Origin of the sequence: Microvirga sp. 2TAF3, assembly GCF_052114965.1 — a bacterium.
In the GTDB taxonomy this organism is placed as follows: domain Bacteria; phylum Pseudomonadota; class Alphaproteobacteria; order Rhizobiales; family Beijerinckiaceae; genus Microvirga.
This window is the reverse complement of sequence record NZ_JBFRFT010000005.1, coordinates 62,369-85,559: the sequence shown is the minus strand read 5'-3', so window position 1 is coordinate 85,559 and position 23,191 is coordinate 62,369. Positions and strand designations below refer to the sequence as shown.

Annotated in this window: 21 protein-coding genes; 11 read left to right on the top strand and 10 right to left on the bottom strand. The window is 64.8% G+C overall.

What is annotated here, in order from left to right; genetic code table 11:
* Nucleotides 1-3: 3 nt before the first annotated feature.
* From lpxD to lpxB, 5 genes are read left to right on the top strand one after another with little or no spacing between them, the layout of a single operon-like run.
* The gene (lpxD, locus tag AB4Y97_RS07140) at nucleotides 4-1,083 is read left to right on the top strand and encodes a UDP-3-O-(3-hydroxymyristoyl)glucosamine N-acyltransferase (protein WP_441998333.1); all 1,080 of its coding nucleotides are present in this window, start codon (nucleotides 4-6) and stop codon (nucleotides 1,081-1,083) included.
* Nucleotides 1,084-1,113: 30 nt separating this feature from the next.
* Entirely contained in the window at nucleotides 1,114-1,578 is a 465-nt protein-coding gene (gene fabZ, locus AB4Y97_RS07135) for a 3-hydroxyacyl-ACP dehydratase FabZ (protein WP_441998332.1), read from the top strand.
* A complete protein-coding gene (lpxA, locus tag AB4Y97_RS07130) occupies nucleotides 1,578-2,384 on the top strand; it encodes an acyl-ACP--UDP-N-acetylglucosamine O-acyltransferase (protein WP_441998331.1) in 807 nt (268 codons plus the stop codon). The genes fabZ and lpxA overlap by 1 nt, the downstream gene beginning before the upstream one ends.
* Entirely contained in the window at nucleotides 2,384-3,250 is an 867-nt protein-coding gene (locus AB4Y97_RS07125) for an LpxI family protein (protein WP_441998330.1), read from the top strand. The genes lpxA and AB4Y97_RS07125 overlap by 1 nt, the downstream gene beginning before the upstream one ends.
* Nucleotides 3,243-4,418 carry a lipid-A-disaccharide synthase gene (gene lpxB, locus AB4Y97_RS07120; RefSeq protein ID WP_441998329.1) on the top strand — a complete coding sequence of 392 codons (1,176 nt, stop codon included), beginning with the start codon at nucleotides 3,243-3,245 and terminating at the stop codon, nucleotides 4,416-4,418. The genes AB4Y97_RS07125 and lpxB overlap by 8 nt, the downstream gene beginning before the upstream one ends.
* A gap of 173 nt (nucleotides 4,419-4,591) precedes the next feature.
* On the opposite strand, the gene gltA is transcribed toward lpxB, so the two are convergent.
* A complete protein-coding gene (gene gltA, locus AB4Y97_RS07115) occupies nucleotides 4,592-5,884 on the bottom strand; it encodes a citrate synthase (RefSeq protein WP_441998328.1) in 1,293 nt (430 codons plus the stop codon).
* A 171-nt stretch (nucleotides 5,885-6,055) separates the two neighbouring features.
* The gene (gltX, locus tag AB4Y97_RS07110) at nucleotides 6,056-7,486 is read right to left on the bottom strand and encodes a glutamate--tRNA ligase (protein WP_441998327.1); all 1,431 of its coding nucleotides are present in this window, start codon (nucleotides 7,484-7,486) and stop codon (nucleotides 6,056-6,058) included.
* 183 nt (nucleotides 7,487-7,669) lie between these two features.
* Here gltX and AB4Y97_RS07105 point away from each other — a divergent pair, with 183 nt between their 5' ends.
* Entirely contained in the window at nucleotides 7,670-9,925 is a 2,256-nt protein-coding gene (locus AB4Y97_RS07105; RefSeq protein ID WP_441998326.1) for a ComEC/Rec2 family competence protein, read from the top strand.
* Here AB4Y97_RS07105 and lexA read toward each other — a convergent pair.
* From lexA to AB4Y97_RS07065, 8 genes are all read right to left on the bottom strand, one after another.
* Entirely contained in the window at nucleotides 9,903-10,610 is a 708-nt protein-coding gene (lexA, locus tag AB4Y97_RS07100; RefSeq protein WP_441998325.1) for a transcriptional repressor LexA, read from the bottom strand. The genes AB4Y97_RS07105 and lexA overlap by 23 nt on opposite strands.
* 108 nt (nucleotides 10,611-10,718) lie before the next feature.
* Nucleotides 10,719-11,963 carry a molybdopterin molybdotransferase MoeA gene (locus AB4Y97_RS07095; RefSeq protein WP_441998324.1) on the bottom strand — a complete coding sequence of 415 codons (1,245 nt, stop codon included), beginning with the start codon at nucleotides 11,961-11,963 and terminating at the stop codon, nucleotides 10,719-10,721.
* 22 nt (nucleotides 11,964-11,985) lie between these two features.
* Nucleotides 11,986-12,462, bottom strand: coding sequence for a cyclic pyranopterin monophosphate synthase MoaC (gene moaC / locus AB4Y97_RS07090; protein WP_441998323.1), 477 nt, complete (start codon nucleotides 12,460-12,462; stop codon nucleotides 11,986-11,988).
* A complete protein-coding gene (gene trpC, locus AB4Y97_RS07085) occupies nucleotides 12,459-13,259 on the bottom strand; it encodes an indole-3-glycerol phosphate synthase TrpC (protein WP_441998322.1) in 801 nt (266 codons plus the stop codon). The genes moaC and trpC overlap by 4 nt, the downstream gene beginning before the upstream one ends.
* 15 nt (nucleotides 13,260-13,274) lie before the next feature.
* The gene (gene trpD, locus AB4Y97_RS07080; RefSeq protein WP_441998321.1) at nucleotides 13,275-14,288 is read right to left on the bottom strand and encodes an anthranilate phosphoribosyltransferase; all 1,014 of its coding nucleotides are present in this window, start codon (nucleotides 14,286-14,288) and stop codon (nucleotides 13,275-13,277) included.
* A gap of 6 nt (nucleotides 14,289-14,294) precedes the next feature.
* Nucleotides 14,295-14,924: an anthranilate synthase component II gene (locus AB4Y97_RS07075; RefSeq protein ID WP_441998320.1), complete on the bottom strand. Its 630-nt coding sequence runs from the start codon at nucleotides 14,922-14,924 to the stop codon at nucleotides 14,295-14,297.
* Nucleotides 14,925-14,982: 58 nt separating this feature from the next.
* Entirely contained in the window at nucleotides 14,983-16,503 is a 1,521-nt protein-coding gene (gene trpE / locus AB4Y97_RS07070) for an anthranilate synthase component I (RefSeq protein WP_441998319.1), read from the bottom strand.
* A gap of 4 nt (nucleotides 16,504-16,507) precedes the next feature.
* Entirely contained in the window at nucleotides 16,508-18,406 is a 1,899-nt protein-coding gene (locus AB4Y97_RS07065) for a SurA N-terminal domain-containing protein (protein ID WP_441998318.1), read from the bottom strand.
* Nucleotides 18,407-18,543: 137 nt separating this feature from the next.
* On the opposite strand from AB4Y97_RS07065, the gene tpiA reads away from it, so the two are divergent.
* The 5 genes from tpiA (at nucleotide 18,544) to AB4Y97_RS07040 (ending at nucleotide 23,088) form a co-directional block, all read left to right on the top strand.
* Entirely contained in the window at nucleotides 18,544-19,311 is a 768-nt protein-coding gene (tpiA, locus tag AB4Y97_RS07060; RefSeq protein WP_441998317.1) for a triose-phosphate isomerase, read from the top strand.
* A 127-nt stretch (nucleotides 19,312-19,438) separates the two neighbouring features.
* Entirely contained in the window at nucleotides 19,439-19,861 is a 423-nt protein-coding gene (secG, locus tag AB4Y97_RS07055) for a preprotein translocase subunit SecG (protein WP_441998316.1), read from the top strand.
* Between the two features lie 107 nt (nucleotides 19,862-19,968).
* Nucleotides 19,969-21,597 carry a CTP synthase gene (locus tag AB4Y97_RS07050; RefSeq protein WP_441998315.1) on the top strand — a complete coding sequence of 543 codons (1,629 nt, stop codon included), beginning with the start codon at nucleotides 19,969-19,971 and terminating at the stop codon, nucleotides 21,595-21,597.
* A gap of 162 nt (nucleotides 21,598-21,759) precedes the next feature.
* The gene (locus AB4Y97_RS07045; protein WP_441998314.1) at nucleotides 21,760-22,623 is read left to right on the top strand and encodes a VOC family protein; all 864 of its coding nucleotides are present in this window, start codon (nucleotides 21,760-21,762) and stop codon (nucleotides 22,621-22,623) included.
* Between the two features lie 60 nt (nucleotides 22,624-22,683).
* Nucleotides 22,684-23,088, top strand: coding sequence for a DUF350 domain-containing protein (locus AB4Y97_RS07040; RefSeq protein WP_441998467.1), 405 nt, complete (start codon nucleotides 22,684-22,686; stop codon nucleotides 23,086-23,088).
* The last annotated feature ends 103 nt before the right edge of the window (nucleotides 23,089-23,191 follow it).

Here is a 23,191-nt window from a genome sequence, read left to right as displayed (position 1 = left end):
TTCATGACCGAGTCGAGTTTCTTCCCGCAGAGCCAAGCGCTTCGTTTGCGTCAGGTCGCGGAAATGGCCCGTGCACAACTCCCCGACGGCGTCGACGGGGAGTTTTTGCTTCGTGGCGTCGCCCCGCTTGAGACCGCTGGCCCCAACGATCTGGCCTATATGGACAATGCGGCCTACGGAAAGGCGCTGAGCGCCACCCGGGCCGGTGCCTGCCTCGTGACGCCCCGTTTTGCCGGCAAGGTTCCCGCGAACACCGTGGCGCTCGTGACGCCACAGGCCTATCGTGCCTTCGCGCAGGTTCTCGGGCTTCTGTTTCCCTCCGCCATGCGACCGGAATCCTCGTTTGCGGCAACCGGGATTTCTCCGGGCTCGTTCGTTCATCCGACGGCGCGGCTGGAACATGGGGTGAAGGTCGATCCCGGCGCGGTGATCGGTCCCCAGGCCGAAATCGGCGCAGGCACCATTGTCGGCGCCCATGCCGTCATCGGTCCGCAGGTCAAGATCGGGCGGGATTGCTCCATCGGTGCGAATGTGACCGTGTCCCATGCCTTCATTGGCAACAGGGTCATTCTCCATCCCGGCGCTCGCATCGGCCAGGATGGATTCGGATTCGCCATGGGGCCGCAGGGACATCTGAAGGTCCCCCAGGTGGGACGCGTCATCATTCAGGACGACGTGGAAATCGGCTCCAACACGACGGTGGACCGGGGCGCGAGCCGCGATACGGTGATCGGCGAGGGCACGAAGATCGATAATCTGGTCCAGATCGCCCACAACGTGGTGATCGGCCGCCATTGCGTGATCGTGGCCCAGGTCGGAATCGCCGGCTCCACCACCATCGAGGATTTTGTGGCCCTTGGCGGTCAGGTCGCCGTAAAAGGCCATGTCAGGATCGGGATGGGCGCGCAGATCGCTGCGACCAGCGCCGTCAACGGGGATGTGCCTCCCGGTGCCCGTTGGGGCGGCACCCCGGCCCGCCCCATGCGGGAGTGGTTCCGTGAGATCATCGCTCTGAAAAAGCTTGCATCGCAAAGCGATTCCGGCGATTCCGCCACCAACGACGGTATGTCTTCCGACACGTGAAGACATCTTGAAGTACCCGGAGTTTATGACATGAGCGAAGCGCCTATCACGCTTCAGACAGCCGATATCATGCAGATTCTCGATCTGTTGCCGCATCGGTATCCGTTTCTTCTGGTCGACAGGATCGTCGAGATCGATGGCGACAATTCCTGCATCGGCATCAAGAACGTCACGTTCAACGAGCCGCAATTCACCGGGCATTTCCCGTCGCGGCCGATCTTTCCGGGCGTCTATCTGATCGAGGGCATGGCGCAGACGGCCGGCGCGATCTGCGTGGCTTCCAAGATTGCGCAGCAGGCAAAGCCGAAGCAGGTCTTTTTCATGACCATCGACAAGGTCAAGTTCCGCAAGCCCGTCGAGCCGGGCGACCGGGTCGAGTTTCATATGAGAAAGCTCAATAACCGCCGCAACATGTGGTGGTACAGGGGCGAGGCGAAGGTGGACGGCAATATCGTCTGCGAGGCGGAAGTCAGCGCCATGCTGGTGATGGACTGATGGAAACTGTGATTCACCCGACGGCGGTCATCGAGGACGGCGCCACGATCGGCGCCGGCGTCAAGATCGGTCCGTTCTGTATGGTCGGCTCCGAGGTGGTGCTCGGGGAGGGCTGTCATCTCGTCAGCCACGTGGCGGTCGCCGGCCGGACGAATATCGGGCCGCGCACGCGCATTTTTCCCTTCGCATCCATCGGCCATATTCCGCAGGATCTGAAATATCGCGGCGAGGCGTCCACGCTGACCATCGGCGCGGATTGCATGATCCGCGAGGGCGTGACCATGAATCCCGGCACCGAAGGCGGCGGCCTCAGGACCGTCGTCGGCGACCGTTGCACATTCCTCGCCAACTCCCATGTCGGGCACGATACCCATGTCGGCAACGACGTGATCCTGTCCAACAACGTGATGCTCGCCGGCCATGTGACGGTGGGCGATTATGTGATCTTCGGTGGCGGTTCGGCGGTCATCCAGTTCGCGCGCGTGGGCTCCCATGCCTTCGTCGGCGGAATGTCCGGCCTCGAGAATGACCTCATTCCCTATGGCATGGCCATGGGGAACCGGGCGCATCTGGCCGGCCTCAACATCATCGGCCTGCGTCGGCGCGGTTTCACCCGCGAGCAGATTCATGACATCCGGCGCGCCTATCGGCTGCTTTTCGCCGATGAGGGCACATTGTCCGAGCGGGTCGAGGACGTGGCCGCGGAATTCGCGACGCATCCGTTCGTCCATGAAATCCTCGACTTCATCCGCGAGGGCAAGGATCGGGCGATCTGCACGCCGCGGGATCCCGTCGGTTCGGCCTGATGCAAGGAAACGGCCCGATCGCGATACTCGCAGGGTCCGGGCAGCTTCCCATCCAACTCGTGGAGCATCTCGAGAGGATGGGACAGGATCGCCGTGTCCTGGCCTTTCGAGGCTTTGCCGCGCCCGAATTGCGCCGCCGCGCCGATGCGAGCGCCGACCTCCTCGATCTCAAGACCATCATGGGCACGCTCGACCGATGGCAGCCTCGGGCCGTGGCCCTGGTCGGCGCCGTTCGCCGCCCGGGCTTTTCGGCGCTGCTCGGCGCCTATTCGCTTCTGCGAAACCGGCAGGAGGTGAAGGAGGTCATCGCGCGCGGGGACGATCAGGTTCTGCGCGGCGCGGTCATGCTTCTGGAAGAGCGCGGATACCGGGTCGTCGGCGCCCATGAGCTGGCCCCCGGCCTCGTCGCGCCCCCGACCCTTCGCGGCAAGCTCGCGCCGGGCGAGGACGATGCGCGGGCGGTCGCGGTCGGCCTCGACCTGCTCTCGTCGCTCTCCGCTTTCGATATCGGCCAAGCCGCCATCGTCGCGCGCGAGCATGTTCTGGCGATCGAAGGGCCCGAAGGCACCGACAGGATGCTGCGGCGGGTGATGAAGCTGCGCCAATCCTGGCTCGGGTTCCGCCGTCGCCGGGAGGGCGGCGTGCTGATCAAGGCTGCCAAGCGCGGGCAGGATCTGCGCGTCGACATGCCGGCCATCGGGCCGCGTACGGTCGCGGAAGCGGCCAGGGCAGGGCTTTCCGGCATTGCCGTTGGCGCAGGTTCGACCCTGATCCTCGATCAGGAGATAACCCTTGCGCTCGCGGATCGCCTCGGGCTGTTCCTGACCGCCGTCGAGCTGCCCTGGATGGAGTCCGGTCGTGGATGATGTGAAGCCGCTGACGATCTGGATCGTCTCGGGCGAGGAATCGGGAGACCAGCTCGGCGCGAAGCTCATGCGTTCGCTGAAAGCGCGCTTGGGAACCGAACGCACCCGCTTCGGCGGCGTCGGCGGCCACGCCATGGAGCGGGAAGGGCTGAGGAGTCTGTTTCCGCTCGAAGACATCGCCGTCATGGGCTTCTCCGCCGTCATCGCCCGTCTGCCGACGATCCTTCGGCGGATCCGCATGACGGCCGATGCGGTCGTGGCCGCGAGGCCTGACATGCTGGTCATCATCGACAGCCCGGATTTCACTCACCGCGTTGCGAAGGCGGTGCGCGCGCGCGCGCCGCAGATCCCCATTGTCGATTATGTCAGCCCCTCCGTCTGGGCCTGGCGGCCCGGCCGCGCGCCGAAGATGCGCGCCTATGTGGATCATCTGCTGGCGCTTCTGCCCTTCGAGCCGGAGGCGCATCGCCGGCTTGGCGGCCCGCCGACAACTTATGTCGGCCACCCACTGATCGAACGCCTGGACGAGATCCGCCCGGCGGCGGGGGAACGCGGCGCGCGTGAGAGCTCGCCTTTGAGACTCCTTGTGCTGCCCGGCAGCCGCCGGTCCGAGGTCAGCCGGCTCATGGAGCCGTTCGGGCAGGCGCTCGCGCTCCTGAAGGAGCACTCGCCGCGTCCTTTCGAGGTGACCATTCCCGCCGTTCCGCACCTTGCCGGCGAGATCCGGCAGCGGGCGGAGGCATGGAGCGTGAAGCCAGCCATCGTGCAGGGCGAGGCCGCCAAGTGGGCGGCCTTCCGCGCGGCGGATGCGGCCCTTGCCGCATCGGGCACGGTGACCCTGGAACTTGGGCTCTCTGGGGTTCCGATGGTGGTGGCCTACCGGGTGTCGAAGATCGAGGAAGTTCTCAAATACCTCATCAAGGCGCCGTCCATCGTCCTCACCAATCTCGTGCTCGGCGAGAATGTCATCCCGGAGCTGATCCAGTGGGATTGCACGCCCGAGAAGCTGGCGGATGCCGTTCTCCCGCTCTTCTCCGACACGCCCGAGCGGCAGCGGCAGGAGGAAGCGCTCCAGCGTCTCGACGGGCTGATGCGCATCGGCGACGAGGCGCCGAGCGAGCGGGCGGCAAGGATCGTGGGCGAGGTTTTGAGGGCGAAACGCGCCTGACCCTACGCGTCATGCCCGGGCTCGTCCCGGGCATCCACGCCTTTTGAGCGCGATGGTTCCAAGACGTGGGCGACCGCAACAAGTGCGGCCATGACGGCGGTGAGTACGATTGACCAAATGGAAAAATAAAAGGGGCCTTTCGGCCCCTTTCTCGTGTCCGTTATCGGATGATCTTACCCCCGCTGGGCGACCGTGATGTAGTCGCGCTGCGGCGCGCCGGTATAGAGCTGGCGCGGGCGGCCGATGCGCTGGGACGGATCCTCGATCATCTCGCTCCACTGGGCGATCCAGCCGACCGTGCGGGCGAGCGCGAACAGCACCGTGAACATTGAGGTCGGGAAGCCCATCGCCTTCAAGGTGATGCCCGAATAGAAGTCGATATTCGGGTAGAGCTTCTTCTCGAGGAAGTACTCGTCCTTGAGCGCGATCTGCTCGAGCTCCACGGCGACGTCGAGGAGCGGATCGTCCTTGATGCCAAGCTCGTTGAGCACCTCGTGCGTGGTCTTCTGCATGATGCGGGCGCGCGGGTCGTAGTTCTTGTAGACCCGGTGGCCGAAGCCCATCAGGCGGAACGGATCGTTCTTGTCCTTGGCCTTGGCGATGTATTGCGGAATGCGGTCGGGCGTGCCGATTTCCTCCAGCATCTTCAGGGCTGCCTCGTTGGCGCCGCCATGGGCGGGCCCCCACAGGCACGCGATGCCGGCGGCGATGCAGGCGAAGGGATTGGCGCCCGAGGAGCCGGCGAGACGCACCGTCGAGGTCGAGGCGTTCTGCTCATGGTCGGCGTGCAGGATGAAGATGCGATCCAGCGCCCGCGAGAGCACCGGATTGACCTTGTATTCCTCGCACGGCACCGCGAAGCACATGCGCAGGAAGTTCGAGGTATAGTCGAGATCGTTCTGCGGATACACGAAGGGCTGGCCGATGGAGTACTTGTAGGCCATGGCCGCGAGGGTCGGCATCTTGGCGATCATGCGCATGGACGCGATCATGCGCTGCTGCGGATCCGAGATGTCGGTCGAGTCGTGATAGAAGGCCGAGAGCGCGCCGACCGAGGCGACCATGATCGCCATCGGATGCGCATCGCGGCGGAAGCCCTGGAAGAACCGGTTCATCTGGTCGTGCACCATGGTGTGGCGCGTGACGCGGTAATCGAAATCGGCCTTTTGCGCGGCGGTCGGCAACTCGCCGTAGAGCAGCAGGTAGCAGGTCTCCAGGAAGTCGCCGTGCTCGGCGAGCTGCTCGATCGGATAGCCGCGATAGAGCAGGACGCCTTCATCACCGTCGATATAGGTGATCTTCGACTCGCAGCTCGCCGTCGAGGTGAAGCCCGGGTCGTAGGTGAACATTCCCGTTTGGCTGTAGAGCTTGGAAATGTCGATCACACTTGGGCCGAGAGTGCCGTGCTTCACCGGCATTTCGACCGACTTATCGTCCACGGTGAGCGTGCAGGAATTGGAGCTCATGCGTCTTCGCCCTTTCAACAAGAGGCCGGGCATAACCTAGGGCAGCCAGGGCTTTGGAGAAGGTGTCTCCGTGCGAGCTGCCGTACCGAGGTCGCCGGTCGGTAGGAGGATGGGGGTTGGGTAGCTTATCCGTATGGAGGGGGCAAGCACGTCTAAAGGTGAGTGCGCCTGCTATGCAGCAGGCGCAGCGCTCAATTGGTCGTGAAGCCGTGCTAGTGTTTCATCCTTGCCCAGCACGGCCATGACATCGAACAGGCCGGGGGAGGTGGCGCGGCCGGTCATGGCTGCGCGGAGAGGTTGAGCGACTTGTCCCAATTTCGCTCCCACGGCCTCGGCATGCTCGCGCACCACGGCCTCCACATTCTGGGGCGTCCATTCGCCGATCGCCGCCAATTTCTGGTCGATCCCTGCGAGCCTCGCGCGCCCATCGGTCAGGAGACTTGCTGCCTTCTCGTCCAGGTGCAGCGGGCGCTGGGCGTAGAGATAATAGGCGCTGTCGAGCAACTCCACGAGGGTCTTGGCGCGCTCCTTCAGCCCCGGCATGGCCGCGACCAGCTTTGCACGCAGCGCCGGGGTAAAGGTGCGGCCGAGATGATGCTCATCGCCGCCGAGCTCCGGCAGAAGCTGCTCCAGGGCATCCACCAGCTCCTTGTCGTCGCTCTGGCGCATGTAAAGCCCGTTGAGATTCTCGAGCTTGGCGAAATCGAAACGGGCAGGAGAGCGGCCGACGCTGGAAAGATCGAAGGCGTCGATCATCTCCTGGGTGGAGAAGATCTCCTGGTCGCCGTGGCTCCAGCCGAGGCGCACGAGATAATTGCGCAGGGCTGCGGGCAGATAGCCCATGCTGCGATAGGCCTCGACGCCGAGGGCGCCGTGACGCTTCGACAGCTTGGCGCCGTCCGGGCCATGGATGAGGGGGATATGCGCCATTTTCGGCACATTCCAGCCGAGAGCGTTGTAGATCTGCGTTTGCCGGGCGCCGTTGGTGAGGTGATCGTCGCCACGAATGACATGCGTCACGTCCATGTCGTGATCGTCGACCACGACCGCGAGCATATAGGTCGGCGTTCCGTCGGAGCGCAGGAGGACGAGATCGTCCAGATCCTTGTTCTGCCAGACCACGCGGCCCTGGACTTCGTCCTCGACCACCGTCTCGCCCTCGAGCGGCGCCTTCAGGCGGATGACGGGCTTGACGCCGGCCGGCGCCTCTGATGGATCGCGGTCGCGCCAGCGGCCGTCATAGCGCATGGGACGGCCCTCGCTGCGGGCGGTCTCGCGCATCTCCTCCAGCTCCTGCGGAGACGCATAGCAATAATAGGCGCGGCCCTGCGCCAGCAGGGATTCCGCCACCTCCTTGTGCCGGGCGGCGCGGGAGAACTGATAGACGACGTCCCCGTCCCAATCGAGCCCGAGCCATTGCAATCCATCGAGAATGGCCTGGATGGCGGCTTCCGTCGAACGTTCCCGATCCGTGTCCTCGATGCGTAACAGCATCTTGCCTCCATGCCGCTTGGCATAGAGCCAGTTGAACAGGGCCGTGCGCGCTCCACCGATATGCAGGAAGCCGGTGGGAGACGGGGCAAAACGGGTGACGACGGTCATCGGCGGAAAAACCTTACATCGAAGAAAGTTCAGGGCGGATCGAAGGCCCAAAGCGGGTTCGACTCAATCCACAGGGTGGACTTGGCCGAAACGTGGGGTCGTCTACCATGTAAACCACTCCGACGTTAAGCCGAACCGATGGCCGAGAGCGACAGAAGACACGGTCTCCCCCTATTGCGCCCAATGCCGCGCCTTTTCGCGCGGGCCTTGGCGTTGCCTCAAGGCCGCCCGTTCGCGTTTCCCTGGGCCGTTCCCGACTGGCAGGGCTTTCTGGCGCAGGGCCTGTCCCGCGAGATCGAGCAGCGCCGATTATTTCCCTGGATTGCGGTCTGTTTCGGGCTCGGCATCGTCCTGTTTTTTCAGGCCGAAGGGCAGCCGGTTCTCTGGGCGCCGCTCGGCGGCTTGATGCTGTGCGTAGTGGCGGCCTTCCTCCTGCGCCGGAGCCTCGCGGCCCTGGCGATTATGATCGGGCTTGCCGCTCTGTTTGCCGGATTTTCGGCTGGTGCCATCCGCACGAGGAGTGTTGCGGCTCCGGTTCTCGCCCGCATGACGATCACCCCCGTTTCGGGTTTCATCGAAGCGGTGGAGGACAGGCCGGAGGGGAAGCGGCTGCTCCTGCGTATCGCCGAGATGAAGGGTGTGGCGGAGTCTGACAGGCCGAGGATCGTGCGGGTGAGCGTGCGGAACGGGGAGGGGCTCGCGGCGGGGCAGTTCATCGAGACCAAGGCCCGCCTGCTTCCGCCCCCGCAACCGGCTTGGCCGGGTGGCTACGATTTCGGGCGCGATGCGTATTTCAAAGGGATCGGCGCGGTCGGCTCGCTTGTCGGCCCGGTCCGGAGGGTCACTTCACCGGAGCAGCCTTCATGGTCATTGTGGCTGGCAGCGAAGATCGACGAGGCGCGGAATACCCTGACACAGCGCATCGCTTCTTCCATCGGCGGCCCGGCTGGTGGCGTGGGCGCCGCCCTCGTCACCGGCAAGCGGGGGCTTATCGGTGAGCCGACGAACGATGTGCTGCGCGCGGCCGGAATCTATCACATCGTTTCCATTTCCGGCCTGCACATGGTGCTGGCTGCGGGCACGTTCTTCTGGCTCGCCCGCGCGTTTCTCGCCCTCGCTCCGGCCCTCGTTCTGCTCTGGCCGGTCAAGAAGATCGCGGCCGTCGCCGCTATGGCCGGCGCGACCGGCTATTGCGTGTTTTCGGGCTCGGACGTGGCCACGGAGCGTTCCCTGATCATGACCCTCGTCATGTTCGGGGCCATTCTGGCCGACCGGCCGGCGCTCAGCATCCGCAACCTGTCGGTCGCTGCGCTCATCGTGCTCGCACGGGAGCCGGAGGCACTCCTTGGCCCGAGCTTCCAGATGTCCTTCGGCGCCGTCGCCGCCCTGACGACCTTCGTGCCCCTCATGACATGGAAAGGCTTCGAGGGACGGCCCGGCGGCACCCTGGAAAAAGGGTTTCTCTGGATGGTGCAGAATGCGCTCGGGCTCGTCACCACAACGCTCGTCGCCAGCATCGCCACCGCGCCCTTCTCGGCCTACCATTTCCAGACGCTCAATCCCTATGGCCTGATCGGAAACGCCCTGGCCCTGCCGCTCGTGTCCCTCGTGGTCATGCCGTCGGCGGTGCTGGGCGTGCTGGCTTATCCGTTCGGTCTCGATCGCCCCATCTGGCAGATCATGGGATTTGCCGTGAACCACGTGCTCGACGTCTCGGCCTGGGTCGGCGGTCTCAGCGGCTCGATCATGGTCGTCCCGGCCCTGAGCGTCGGGGCATTGGCATTGCTGAGCGCAGCCCTCCTGATCCTGACCCTTTCCGCGTCTTCCTTACGCTGGCTCGCGGTAATTCCGGTAGGGGCGGGCCTTGCCTTCGCCGCTCCGAACCGCGCCGATATCTTCGTAGACCGGGAGGGGGCGGGCGCTGCGATCCGGGCCAGCGACGGAAACCTCACCGTCGTCGGCAGGACATCGCAATTCGTCACGGAACAATGGCTTCGCGCCGATGGCGACGGACGAAACGCCGACGACGCCTCCTTGCGGCGCAATGCCCGCTGTGACAGGTCCGGATGCATTGTCGAGGGCAAAGGCAAACGAATGATCGCCTTTGTTCATGATCTATCGGCCTTCGAGGAGGATTGCCGCCGCGCCGCAATCGTCATCACGCGACTCAAAGCGCCCTCGCGATGTCAGGCGAGCCTGCTGCTCGACCGGGAGGCTCTTTCCGCCCGGGGTGCAACGGCGATCCGTTTCCGGGACGACGCCACGATCGAAATCCGCTCCGTGCGCAAGGGCAGCGAAGTCGTCGCCGTGACAATTCCTGAAACTCGCGCCGGGTCCGCACCGGTTCAGCATCGTCCGCAGAAGGCGCGGCCGGTTCCCGAGCAGGATCTTCCCCAGGAACTCCCCGAGGAAGAGATCAGTAGCGACGAACCAGACTGACGAGCTTGCCCTGGATCTTGACCCGGTCGGGGCCGAGCACGCGCGTCTCGTAGGCCTGATTGGCGGCTTCGAGCGCAATCGAGGAGCCGCGGCGGCGGAAACGCTTCAACGTCGCCTCCTCCTCGTCGATGAGGGCCACGATGATATCGCCCGTATTGGCCGTGTCTTGCTTGCGGATCACCACCAGATCGCCGTCGAGAATGCCGGCCTCGACCATCGAATCCCCGCGCACCTCGAGAGCGTAATGCTCGCCTTGGCTGAGGAAGTCATTGGAGAGGGTGATCGAATGGCTGCGGTTCTGGATTGCCGAGATCGGCGTACCGGCCGCGATCCGGCCCATGACGGGGATCGAGAGATCCCGCACTCTTTCGTCCGCGACCGGCGCAGGCGCAGCCTTGGCGCGGGCGGCGAGTCCTCCCTCGACCACGCTCGGCGTGAAGCGCTTCTGGCCGCCGGCTGTGGCCCCGACGGTTTCGGGCAGGCGGATCACTTCGAGGGCACGGGCCCGATTCGGCAGGCGGCGAATGAAGCCGCGCTCCTCGAGCGCCGTGATGAGGCGGTGGATGCCGGATTTGGACTTGAGATCGAGAGCATCCTTCATCTCGTCGAAGGATGGCGGAACACCGGATTCCCGCAGCCGCTCATGAATGAAGCGGAGCAATTCGTGCTGTTTACGCGTCAGCATGGCTGGCCCTTACTGCTCCGCACGGGAGCGATTCTGAAACAAAGCAGGAACAGGTTAGCTGTTCCTGCTGTGTTCTGCAAGCCATGGCTACGCTGGGTGAGGGAAGTTTCAGCAAAATCGGCCGAGACGGACGATTCTGCAAGGCGAGCCGGCGGCGGTCGCCGGAGCCTGCGGGGGCCTGACGAGGAGAGCGTCCGAGCGTTCGAGGATACCCAGCATGGACGAATCCTGCCGGGCATGAGGCGTTGCCACGGAAATGGTCAGACGACCCGTTTCCGTCTCGATCTCCTGGCCCGACAGGCTGGCGCGCATGTAGTCCTGCCGGTCGCCGTTAGCGGGAAGGTCGGTTCCGAGAAGGGCGGTCTCCGTCGGATCCGCGCCTGCCTGCGGATCGCCGCAAAGCGCACGGATCGCTGGGATCAGGAACAGGACGCTGCAGACGAGGGAGGAAACGGGATTACCCGGCAGCCCGAGCAACAGCGTCGATCCCAGCCTTCCGTGCATCAGCGGCTTGCCGGGTTTCAGGGCGACACGCCAGAACCCGAGGGACATGCCTTGCCGCGCGAGAGCCTTCTGCACCAGATCGTGCTCGCCGACCGAAGCGCCGCCGAGGGTCACGAGGATGTCTGCTTGCGCGTCCAGGGCTGCCTGGATCCGCTCTTCCAGCGATTCGAGCGTATCGTGGGCGATGCCGAGATCGATCGGCTCGCCGCCGGCCTTCTCGACCATGAGCGCCGTCGCCGGAAGGCTGGAGGCCGTGATCTGATCGGGACCGGCCTCCTCTCCGGGTCGCACCAGTTCGTCCCCGGTGGCGAGGAGGGCGGCCCGTGGTCTGCGGCGCACATTCAACGCACCATGACCCATGGCGGCGGCAAGGGCGATATGGCGGGCATCGAGCCGGCGACCCACATGGAGCAGGGCTTCGCCGGCTTTGAAATCGAGGCCGGCAGGGCGGATATGCCGTTGCGGGCGTGGCGCTTCGGTGATCGTCACCCGGTCGCCATGGGCTTGTGCATCCTCTTGGAGGATGACGGCATCGGCGCCTTCCGGCACGGGCGCGCCGGTGAAGATCCGCACGGCTTGCCCTGCTCCGACAGTCCCATGGAAGCGATGGCCCGCGGCGCTCGTTCCGATCACCGTCAGGGTCGAGGGGGCTTGCGGAGAATCGGCGCTGCGCAAGGCATAGCCATCCATGGCGGAGGCCGGGAAGGGCGGTTGATCGCGCAATGCGACGACATCCTCGGCAAGCGTCCTGCCGGCGCAGGCAGAAAGCGGCACGCGCTTGCTCTCCACGGGGCCCGGAATGCCAGCCAGAATACGGCTCAAGGCCTCCTCGACGGAAATCAGGCTCATGCCAGGCCTCCCAAGGGATTTCTTACGGGGCTTCGTAGTGCCCCGAGCGCCCGCCGCTCTTCATGCGCAGGCGGATATTCTCGATCCGCATGCCCCGGTCGGCGGCCTTCACCATGTCGTAGATCGTCAGGCAGGCGACCGAGACGGCGGTCAGCGCCTCCATCTCGACCCCAGTGTGGCTCGACACCTTCACCTCCGCCGTCACACGCACGCCGGGAAGGCTCTCGTCGAGAATGCAGTCGACCTTCACCTTCGAGATGAGGAGAGGGTGGCAGAGCGGGATCAGCTCATGGGTGCGCTTTGCGGCCATGATGCCGGCAAGCCGCGCAGTGCCGAGCACATCGCCTTTCTTGGCATCGCCCTGGCGGATCAGCTCCACCGTTTCGGGCAGCATGACCACCGCGCCTTCCGCGATGGCGCTGCGGCTCGTCACGTCCTTGGCCGAGACGTCGACCATGTTGGCCTCGCCCGCCGCATCGAGATGCGTCAGGTTCGTCATGCCGCTTCGCCGAACAGGAGACGCCGCGTCGCGGCGGTGACATCCGCCTGCCGCATCAGGCTCTCGCCCACCAGGAAGGTGCGGATGCCGACTTTCTCCAGCCGCTCGATATCCTGCAGGGTGAAGATGCCGCTCTCGCCCACGACGATGCGGTCGGACGGGATCAGGGGCGCAAGCTCCTCACTGACGCTGAGCGAGACCTCAAAGGTGCGAAGATTTCGGTTGTTGATGCCGACGAGCTTCGTGCCGAGCGGCAGGGCCCGGTCGAGTTCCGCGCGGTCGTGCACCTCGACGAGGACATCCATGCCAAGCCCATGCGCCGTATCGATGAGCGCGCGGGCCTGTTCATCCGTGACGCTCGCCATGATCACAAGGATGCAGTCCGCGCCCCAGGCACGGGCCTCGTAGACCTGATAGGGCTCGAACATGAAATCCTTGCGCAGGGCCGGGAGGCCGGACGCCTCACGCGTCTGCGCCAGATATTCCGGCTTGCCCTGGAACGAGGGCTCGTCGGTGAGAACCGAGAGGCAGGTCGCGCCACCTTCGGCATAAGCCTTCGCAAGGGAGGGCGGGTCGAAATCGGCGCGGATGAGGCCCTTGGAGGGGCTTGCCTTCTTCACTTCCGCGATCAGGGCCGGACGGCCTTCCGCGAGATGGCGCTCGATGGCTGCCGCGAAGCCGCGCGGGGCCGGGGCTTCGTGAGCCCGCCGCTCGATCTCCGCTTGCGGAATCGCGGCCTTGGCGGCGGCGATCTCCTGGCGCTTATAGGCTTCGATGCGGGCGAGGACGTCGCTCATGATGGCTCTCGGCTTTCAAGCGTTCGAAGCTTCGATCAGGCGCTCCAGGGTAGCCTTCGCCGCGCCGCTGTCGAGAGCGCGGGACGCGCGGTCGATGCCCTCGCGCAGGTTCGCGGCCTCGTCGGCGATCACGAGGGAGGCGGCGGCATTGAGCAGGGCTACATCGCGATAGGGAATGCGGGCGCCTTCCAGAACGGCGCGGAGCTGGGCCGCATTATGCTCCGGCGCGCCGCCCTTCAGGTCCTCCAGCTTCGCCAAAGGCAGGCCGACTTCTTCCGGCGTCACGGTGAAGCGACGGATCGTGCCGTTTTCCAGGGCAGCCACAAAGGTCGGGCCGGTGGTGGTCATCTCGTCGAGCCCGTCCGAGCCGTGCACGGCCCAGACCTTCTTCGCGCCGAGTTCCTTCATGACCTGGGCGAGAGGCTCGAGCCAAGTCTCTGAAAAGACGCCGAGAAGCTGGCGGGAGACGGTCGCCGGGTTCGAGAGCGGGCCGAGCAGGTTGAAGATCGTACGGGTGCCGAGCTCCACACGCACGGGCGCCACGTGGCGCATGGCGGCATGGTGGGTCTGGGCGAACATGAAGCACAGGCCGGCATCCTTCAGGCAGCGCTCCAGCCCTTCCGGATCAAGGCCGAGCTTCACGCCGAGCGCCGCGAGCACGTCCGCCGTACCGGATTTGGAGGAGGCGGCGCGGTTGCCGTGCTTGGCGACCTTCACGCCCGCTCCCGCGACGATGATCGCGGCCAGCGTCGAGATGTTGTAGCTGCCGGAATGGTCGCCGCCCGTGCCGACGATGTCGATGGCGTTTTCGGGCGCCTTTACTTTGAGCATCCGCCCGCGCATGGCCGAGACCGCGCCGACGATTTCGTCGAGCGCTTCGCCGCGCACCCGGAGCGCCATGAGGAAGGCGCCGCTCTGGGCGGGCGTCACCTCGCCGGATAGAATATCATCGAAGGCCGAGCGCGCCTCTTCGCGCGTCAGAGACGCGCCGGTGGCAACCTTGGCGAGATAGGATTTGAAGGATTCCATAGGTTCTCAATGCCCGGCTTGGGGGCTGCTGTCACGGCCCGGTCGATGCTTGGCATTCCAGGAGGCTGCCAGATCGAAGAAGTTGCGCATGATGGTGACGCCGTGCTCCGACAGGATGCTTTCGGGATGGAACTGCACCCCGTGCACCGGAAGCGAGCGGTGCGACAGGCCCATGATGAGGCCGTCGCCCGTCTCGGCGGTCACCGCGAGATCGGCCGGGCAGGTTTCCCGGTCGACGATGAGGGAATGGTAGCGCGTGGCCTTGAACGGCCTATTGATGCCGCGAAAGATCGTCTCGCCGCGATGTTCCACCTCGGACACCTTGCCATGCATGGGCAGGGGCGCGCGCAGGACCGTGCCGCCATAGACCTGGCCGATGGTCTGCAGGCCGAGGCAGACTCCGAAGGTGGGGATCTGCGAGCCCGCCCGCATCACGAGGTCGAGGCAGATGCCCGCCTCATTGGGAGTGCAGGGGCCGGGCGAGAGCACGATGGCATCGGGCGGAGAGGCGAGAATGTCGTCCGTGGTCACGGCGTCGTTGCGCACCACTTCTACCGAGGAAGCGAGCGGCGCGACGAGATGCACCAGATTCCAGGTGAAGCTGTCGTAATTGTCGATTACAAGAACGCGGGTCATGACGTCACGACGTTTGCGTAAGCACCGGGCGCGGTCAAGGGAAGCGTTGCCGCTCTGCTCATTGTCCGAACCTCGCCCGGCTGGCGAAACGTACCGCATCCTCCGCCGCGCGGAAGAGGGCCTTCGCCTTGTTGATGCATTCCTGCTGCTCGGAGGCGGGATCGGAATCGTAGACGATGCCCGCGCCCGATTGCACGGCCATGCGGCCATCCTTCACCAGGGCGGTGCGCAGCACGATGCAGGTATCCATTTCGCCATTGGCCCCGAAATAGCCGATGCAGCCGGCGTAAGGACCGCGCTTGTGCTTCTCCAGCTCGTCGATGATCTGCATGGCGCGCACTTTCGGCGCACCGGAGACCGTGCCGGCGGGGAAGCCCGCGACGAGCGCTTCGAGAGCGTCGAACTTCCTGTCGAGACGCCCCTCCACGTTCGAGACGATGTGCATCACCTGGCTGTAAAATTCGAGGAAGAACGAATCCGTCACCTCGACCGAGCCCATTTCCGAGACCCGGCCCACATCGTTGCGCCCGAGATCGAGCAGCATCAGATGCTCGGCCCGTTCCTTCTGGTCCGCGAGCAGGCTTTCCGCGTGGGCGCGGTCTTCCGCCGCCGTCGCGCCGCGCGGTCTGGTTCCGGCAATGGGGCGGATCGTGACCTTGCCGTCCCTGACGCGCACGAGAATTTCGGGCGAGGAACAGACGATCTGAAAATCCTCGAAATCGAGATAGCAGAGGAACGGTGCCGGATTGACCCGCCGCAACGAACGGTAAAGGGCAAAGGCGGGCAGGGGGAAGGCCGCCTCGAAGCGCTGCGAGAGCACGACCTGAAAGATGTCGCCGGCGCGGATATATTCCTTCGCCTTCGCGACCATCTCCTTGAACTCTTCCGGCGTGGTGTTGGACACCGGAGGTTCGAAATCGATCCTGCTCGGATCGGTGCGGTCATCGATCGGCAGAGGATATTCCAGCGCCCGGCCCACCTCGTCGAGCCGCGCCAGAGCCGTCTCGAAGGCGGCCTTGGCGGCAACGCCTTTCTGGGGCCGCACGGGCGTGATGAGCGAGATCTCGTCCTTCACCGCGTCGAACACCACCATGACGGTGGGGCGGATGAGAATGGCGTCCGGCACGTTCAGCACGTCCGGGTTCGGCTCGGGCAGGCGCTCCATGAGGCGCACCATGTCGTAGCCGAGATAGCCGAACAGGCCCGCCGCCATGGGCGGGAGTTCCTCCCCGAGTGGCAGGGCGCTCTCCGCAATGAGCGCGCGCAGGCTTTCCAGCGGCGGGCGGCTATCCGTTTCGAACTGCCGGGCATGGTTCAGGGCCTGGCGGTCGAGCGCCGCCACGCCGTCCTGGCAGCGCCAGACGAGATCCGGATCGAGCCCGATCATCGAGAAGCGGCCGCGGACGGTGCCGCCCTCGACCGATTCCAGCAGAAAAGCGGAACCCTTCCGGCCGTGCCGCAGCTTGAGGAAAGCCGCGACCGGCGTCAGCAGGTCGCCGACGAGCGTGGTGCGAAGCACGCCCGCCTCGCCCGCGTCGTAAGCCTTGGCGAAAGTCTCGAAATCCGGCGTGATGCTCATCGGCTCAGAGTTCGCCGCCCGTCGCCTGACGCAGCGCCTGCTGGTTGATGGTGACGCCGAGGTCCTTCCGGATCTGGGCGATGTACTCGTTGATCAGATCGTCGCCCATGCCGTTGCGGAGCTGAGTCTCGAGGCGCTGGGCTTCCGGCGTGGTGGTGACGAGCGGCGGGACGGTCGCGGACGCAACCTTGAATACCGCACGCGTATCGACGCCGGTCGCCGTGTTGCCCGCCTTTCCGACCGGAACCGAGAAGATGCGGGTGACCGCATCGGCGCTCAGATCGTCCTTGGCCGTGGCACGGGCAAGATCGGCGGCATTCTTCACAGGAGCGCCGGCCTCCTGGGCGACGGTCTCGATGGCCTCGCCCTTGTCCAGCCGCTCCGTCAGGCCGCGGGCCTTGTCGGCAAGACGCTTGGCGATCTCGTCCTCGCGCCACAGATTGGCGACCTGATCGCGGACCTCGTCAAGGCTCTTCTCCCGCGAGGGTTCGATGCCGGTGACGTCGTACCAGACATAGCCGCCGTCCGAGGTCCGCAGGGGCTCGTTGTCGACGCCGATATCCGAGGCGAAAGCCGCCTTCACGACAGCGTCGCGGTCGGTCAGGGCGACGGCATTGCCGGACTTGTCCAGGCCCTTGTTGTCGATTGCGGGGATCTGGACGAGGGTCAGTCCCTTGTCCTTGGCGATGTCTGCCAGGGGACGGGCGCTCGCACGCAGGTCCTCGATTGCATCGTGGATCTGCTCGATCTGCGTCTTTGCATTCGCCAGGGCGATTTCCTTGCGGATATCACCCGCCACATCCTCGAACGGGCGGACGGATTCGGGCTCGATCTTCGTCACCCGTACGAGAACGGGTCCGAAGCGGCCCGCGACCGGGCCGCTAGTGGTACCTTCCGCGATCGAGAAGGCCGCATCGGCCACGGCCGGATCGAGCATTTCGCTCTTCGTGAAAGTGCCGAGTTCAAGATCCTGCGGGGAAATATTGCGCTCTTCCGCGACGGCCTCGAAGGTCGCGCCCTCCTTGATCTTGTTGAAGGCGGCCTCGGCCTCTTCCTGCGAGGGGAAAGCGATCTGCTGGATCGTGCGGCGCTCGGGCGTGCCGAACTTGGCCTTTTCCTGCTCGTAGCGCTGGCGTGCATCGGCATCGCTGACCGATTCCGGCTTGGCCGCTGCTGCGGCGTCCAGCGCCAGGGCGGACAGGGCACGGTATTCGGGCGCCTGGAACGCGCCCCTGCGCTCGTTGAAGAAGCTTTGGAGCTGGTCGTTGGTCGGAGCCGGAACCTCGCCCGCCATGGCCGGGGTCAGGACGAAGTAGGAGGCGGCGCGGCGCTCGCTGGTATAGCGGTTCAGTGCCTCGCGGGCCGCATTCGGCACGGTCAGGCCGCCCGCGATGGCCTCGGCGAGATGAATGCGCGTCATGGCATTGCGCTGCTCGCGTACGAAACCGGCCTCGGACATGGAGGCGTTGCGCAGCATCTGGTCGAAGAGGGCACGGTTGAACTGTCCGTCCGCCCCCCGCAATGCGGGATCTTCCAGGATCGAGCTGGCCACGAGCTGATCGGACACGCTCAGGCCAAGTTTTTTGGCCTCCTCGGTCATGATCGCCTCGTTCACGAGATTGGACAGGACCTGCTGGTCGATGCCGAAGGCCCGGGCCTGTTCCGGTGAGATAACGGTACGGAACTGGCGTCCGAGCCGCTGGAGCTCATTGTTATAGGCCGTACGCATCGCCTCGACGCTGATGTCGGTCTTGCCGACATGGGCGACCGTGCTCGGAGGCATCGTGCGGAAGATGTCGCCGATGCCCCAGATCGCGAAGCTGAGGATCAAGAGGCCAAAAAAGATGGCAATGATCACCTTGCCGACCAAGCTTTGACCAGCGTTGCGCAATCCTCTGAGCATTGTGAACCCGTTCTTCGTAAAAACTCGTTAGAGACGGCGATAACCGATCAGAGGCGCGGGGAAAAGGGCAAGTCTGGTTGAAAGAGGCTCTAAGTCTCTGCTAGTTCCAACTTATCAAGCGTGACAGGAGTGCCTGAATGAGCGTCGATCGGCCGCGCCCGCTGGTGGCGGGCAACTGGAAAATGAACGGGCTGAAGTCTTCGGCCAAGGTCCTGAACGAGATCCAGGCGGGTTATACGCCGGGCCTGAAGGCCAAGGTGGACATGGCGATCTGCCCTCCGGCCACCCTCGTCGGCATGTTCGCCGTGATGGCGGTCGGCTCGCGGGTCGCCATCGGTGCGCAGGATTGCCATCCCAAGGAAACGGGTGCCTTCACGGGCGATGTCTCCGCCGAGATGCTGGCCGATATGGGTGCGACTTATGTTCTCGCCGGCCATTCCGAGCGCCGCCAGTACCATGGCGAGAAGGATGCCGATGTCTGCGCCAAGGCGCTGGCGGCCCACCGGGCCGGTCTCACGGCCATCGTCTGCGTCGGCGAAACCAGGGAAGAGCGCGAGGCCGGACGCACCCTCAGCGTGGTGAAGAAGCAACTGCGCGGCTCCATCCCCGCCGACTCGAATAGCCGGAACCTGGTCGTGGCCTACGAGCCCGTCTGGGCTATCGGAACCGGCCTGACCCCGACCGCAGCCGATGTGGCCGAGGTGCATGCGGTCATCCGCGAGGAACTGCGGCGGCTGGTCGGCAAGGCCGAGCATGGCAAAGTCCGGATCCTCTATGGCGGCTCGGTGAAGCCCTCGAACGCGGCCGAGCTGATGGCTGTGGAGAATGTCGACGGCGCCCTCGTGGGCGGAGCCAGCCTCGTCGCCGCGGACTTTCTGGGCATTGCCGGGGCCTATCTCGGCTGATCAATCGGCAAAAGGGTGCTTGCGGGTCTTTGATCCCGTGCACACCTATGCTACAGCCCGCCTTAACGAAGAGACATATGCGAGCGGCTGACGCCTTTCGGCGCGGCCGCTTGAGGTTTTTGGAACGATGCAAACAGTCCTCATCATTGTCCACCTGATCATAGTCCTGGCGCTGATCGGCGTGGTTCTCCTGCAGCGCTCCGAGGGCGGCGGCATGGGACTCGGCGGCGGTGGCGGAGGCGGCGTCTCCGGCTTCATGACCGGCCGTGGACAGGCCAATGCCCTGACCCGGACGACGGCGATTCTGGGCGGGCTCTTCTTCCTGACGAGCCTCGCGCTGACCCTCATGGCGGGCCATAGCGGCGCGCCGCGCTCGATCATCGACGGCGCATCGACCTCAGCACCCGCAGGCCAGCAGGCTCCGGCGGGCGGGCAGGGCGGCAACGTCCTCGAGCAGCTTCAGCGCATGCAGGGCGGTCAGCCTCCGGCGCAAGCGCCGGGTACTCCGGCTCCCGCCCCCGCGGCGCCGCAGGTGCCTCAGTCTCAGTAATCGGACGATCAGGGCCGGAACTTCCGGCCCTCTCTTTTTGTGGATGGCAATCGTGGCGCCGCTTTCGCATTTGCGAATCGGCTGCCCATTATTTTGGATAGGGGTCCATGACGCGGTACGTATTCATCACCGGCGGCGTGGTGTCTTCGCTCGGCAAGGGCTTGGCCTCGGCCGCCCTCGGAGCGCTTCTCCAGGCGCGCGGCTACAAGGTTCGGCTTCGCAAGCTCGATCCTTACCTCAACGTCGACCCGGGGACGATGAGTCCCTATCAGCACGGCGAGGTGTTCGTCACCGATGACGGTGCCGAGACCGATCTCGATCTCGGGCATTACGAGCGCTTCACCGGCGTGCCGGCCACCAAGGCCGACAACATCACCACCGGCCGGATCTATCTCGACATCATCACCAAGGAGCGGCGCGGGGATTATCTCGGCGCGACGATCCAGGTGATCCCGCATGTCACCAACGCCATCAAGGACTTCGTGCTGACCGGCAACGAGGGCTTCGATTTCGTGCTCGTCGAGATCGGCGGCACGGTGGGCGACATCGAGGGCCTGCCGTTCTTCGAGGCCATCCGCCAGCTCGGCAACGATCTCGAGCGCGGGCAGGCGATCTATACCCATCTGACGCTTCTGCCCTTCATTCCCTCCGCGGGCGAGCTGAAGACGAAGCCGACCCAGCACTCCGTCGCGGAGCTGCGCTCCATCGGCATCCAGCCCGATATCCTGCTCTGCCGCACGGATCGCGAAATTCCGAGGGATGAGCGCCGCAAGCTCGCGCTGTTCTGCAATGTCCGCGAGACGGCGGTGATCGAGGCGCGGGACGCGCCCTCCATCTACGATGTGCCGCTCGCCTATCACGAGGCCGGTCTCGACAGCGAGGTTCTGGCGGCCTTCGGCATCGAGAACGCGCCTGCGCCCGACCTCAGCCGCTGGACCAGGATCTCCGGCCGGGTCCACAACCCGGAGGGCGAGGTCAACATCGCCGTCGTCGGCAAGTATACGGGCCTCAAGGACGCCTATAAGTCGCTCATCGAGGCGCTTCATCACGGCGGCATCGCCAATCAGGTGAAGGTCAACCTCAACTGGATCGAGAGCGAGATCTTCGAGCGCGAGGATCCGGCTCCTTTCCTGGAGGGAATTCACGGCATCATGGTGCCCGGCGGCTTCGGCCAGCGCGGAGCCGAGGGCAAGATCCGCGCCGCGCGTTTCGCCCGTGAGCGCAAGGTGCCTTATTTCGGCATCTGCTTCGGCATGCAGATGGCCGTGATCGAGGCCGCCCGGTCGCTGGCTGGAATCGAGAATGCCAGCTCCACCGAGTTCGGACCGACCCCGGAGCCGGTCGTCGGCCTTCTCACCGAATGGCTGCGCGGAAACGAGCTGGAAAAGCGCGCGGCGGGCGGCGATCTCGGCGGCACGATGCGGCTCGGCGCCTATCAGGCGTCGCTCAAGCCGGGCAGCAAGGTGGCCGAGATCTATGGCGGCACGGAAATCTCCGAACGCCATCGCCATCGTTACGAGGTCAACATGACCTACCGCGACCGTCTGGAGGGGAAGGGCCTGCGCTTCTCCGGCGTGTCTCCGGACGGCATTCTGCCGGAGATCGTGGAATACGAGGACCATCCCTGGTTCATCGGCGTCCAGTATCATCCGGAATTGAAGTCGCGACCCTTCGAGCCGCACCCGCTTTTCAAAAGTTTCATCCACGCCGCCGTCGAGCAAAGCCGGCTGGTTTGATAATATATTGATGTGTCATGGCCGGGTTCGACCCGGCCATTAGAGCGGAAGACGATTTCACGGAATCGTCTTCCGCTCTAGATTCTCTTTATGGCGCATCGTGTTGCCGCAAAACCGAATCCACTTTTGCGCACGATGCTCTAAGCATCACAGGGGCGTAGCATGAGCCGCCGTATCGACCATCTCGTCGTCGCCGTCCGCGATCTCGACAAGGCTGCGTCGTTCTATAAGCGTCTCGGCTTCCAGGTGGGCGCTCGCAACCGCCATTCCTGGGGCACCGAGAACCGGCTGATTCAGTTTCGCACTTCGTTCGTCGAGCTGATCACTGTCGGGGAGGGGGCCGAAATTGCACCTCATACCCCCCGGGCGTTCAGCTTCGGCGCCTTCCTTCGGGATTATCTACAGCATCGCGAGGGCTTGGCGATGCTCGTGCTCGACAGCCAGGATGCGCAGGCCGACGCTGCTCTCTTCGCCGAGAAACGCATAGGTGCGTTCGAGCCGTTCTTCTTCGAGCGGATGGGTCGGCGGCCTGACGGCTCAGAGATAAAGGTCGCCTTCACGCTCGCCTTCGCGGAGGCGGCGGACGCACCGCACGCCGGCTTCTTCGTCTGCCAGCAGCACTTTCCGGAAAACTTCTGGAATCCCGCCTTCCAGATCCACGACAACAAGGCCGAGGATGTCTGCGTCGTCGCCCTGTCGGCGCCCGACCCCGAGCGATACGAGGGCTTTCTCTCGTCCTTCACCGGCGTGAAGCCGAGCCAGCCTTCCCTGCACGATCTGTCCTATCGTCTCGCGGGCGGGCATCTGGACGTCATGACGCCGGACGACGCCGGCGAGGTCTACGGCTCCGTCGAGGCCGAGATGGAGCAGCCGTCCTTCGTCGCCTTCGCCATCCGCATCGAGGATGTCGAGAGGCAGGCGAAATGGCTCGATGCGGCCGAAATTCCCTATGCCCATATCGGAAGCAGGCTGGTTGTTCCGGCAAGTGCCGCTTTGGGCGTCGCGATTGCTTTCGAGGCAACGTAATATAGGGCACGACTCAAAAACGAATCCGCACGCGATTCGATAACGATCCAAGGGGGACAGATCGTGACTTCATCTCTGGCAGGCTTGCCCGATTTCCTGATTTTCTTCGTCATCGCCACCATTCTGGTGGCGCTCTATCTCACCATCTACACCCTGGCGACCATGCATAACGAGTTCGCCCTGATCCGGCAGAACGTGATCTCGGCAGCGACCTCGCTCGGTTTCAGCCTCGTGGGCTTCGCCCTGCCGCTCGCCAGCGCCATCGTGCATTCCCAGACCATCGTCGATTGCCTGATCTGGGGTCTCGTCGCCCTGGCGGTCCAGATCGTCGTCTACTGGCTCGTGCGCATCGTCATGCCGAACCTGTCGCAGCGGATCGCCTCCGGCGAAATGGCGGCGGCCTTGTTTCTCGGCGCAGCATCCCTGTCCGCCGGAATCATCAACGCTGCGGCGATGACGTTCTGAGACACCCCTTGTCATCCCGACGGTCCGTCAGGACCGGGAGGGGGATCCAGTCTCCAGTGTAGCGCCATGGATTCCCTTCCCCGCTGCGCTCCAGCCGGGAATG

Coding starts and splice junctions, on each gene's coding strand:
- lpxD (WP_441998333.1), top strand. CDS start 4: ATGACCGAGTCGAGTTTCTTCCCGCAGAGCCAAGCGCTTCGTTTGCGT.
- fabZ (WP_441998332.1), top strand. CDS start 1,114: ATGAGCGAAGCGCCTATCACGCTTCAGACAGCCGATATCATGCAGATT.
- lpxA (WP_441998331.1), top strand. CDS start 1,578: ATGGAAACTGTGATTCACCCGACGGCGGTCATCGAGGACGGCGCCACG.
- AB4Y97_RS07125 (WP_441998330.1), top strand. CDS start 2,384: ATGCAAGGAAACGGCCCGATCGCGATACTCGCAGGGTCCGGGCAGCTT.
- gltA (WP_441998328.1), bottom strand. CDS start 5,884: ATGAGCTCCAATTCCTGCACGCTCACCGTGGACGATAAGTCGGTCGAA.
- gltX (WP_441998327.1), bottom strand. CDS start 7,486: ATGACCGTCGTCACCCGTTTTGCCCCGTCTCCCACCGGCTTCCTGCAT.
- AB4Y97_RS07105 (WP_441998326.1), top strand. CDS start 7,670: ATGCCGCGCCTTTTCGCGCGGGCCTTGGCGTTGCCTCAAGGCCGCCCG.
- lexA (WP_441998325.1), bottom strand. CDS start 10,610: ATGCTGACGCGTAAACAGCACGAATTGCTCCGCTTCATTCATGAGCGG.
- AB4Y97_RS07095 (WP_441998324.1), bottom strand. CDS start 11,963: ATGAGCCTGATTTCCGTCGAGGAGGCCTTGAGCCGTATTCTGGCTGGC.
- moaC (WP_441998323.1), bottom strand. CDS start 12,462: ATGACGAACCTGACGCATCTCGATGCGGCGGGCGAGGCCAACATGGTC.
- trpC (WP_441998322.1), bottom strand. CDS start 13,259: ATGAGCGACGTCCTCGCCCGCATCGAAGCCTATAAGCGCCAGGAGATC.
- trpD (WP_441998321.1), bottom strand. CDS start 14,288: ATGGAATCCTTCAAATCCTATCTCGCCAAGGTTGCCACCGGCGCGTCT.
- AB4Y97_RS07075 (WP_441998320.1), bottom strand. CDS start 14,924: ATGACCCGCGTTCTTGTAATCGACAATTACGACAGCTTCACCTGGAAT.
- trpE (WP_441998319.1), bottom strand. CDS start 16,503: ATGAGCATCACGCCGGATTTCGAGACTTTCGCCAAGGCTTACGACGCG.
- AB4Y97_RS07065 (WP_441998318.1), bottom strand. CDS start 18,406: ATGCTCAGAGGATTGCGCAACGCTGGTCAAAGCTTGGTCGGCAAGGTG.
- tpiA (WP_441998317.1), top strand. CDS start 18,544: ATGAGCGTCGATCGGCCGCGCCCGCTGGTGGCGGGCAACTGGAAAATG.
- secG (WP_441998316.1), top strand. CDS start 19,439: ATGCAAACAGTCCTCATCATTGTCCACCTGATCATAGTCCTGGCGCTG.
- AB4Y97_RS07050 (WP_441998315.1), top strand. CDS start 19,969: ATGACGCGGTACGTATTCATCACCGGCGGCGTGGTGTCTTCGCTCGGC.
- AB4Y97_RS07045 (WP_441998314.1), top strand. CDS start 21,760: ATGAGCCGCCGTATCGACCATCTCGTCGTCGCCGTCCGCGATCTCGAC.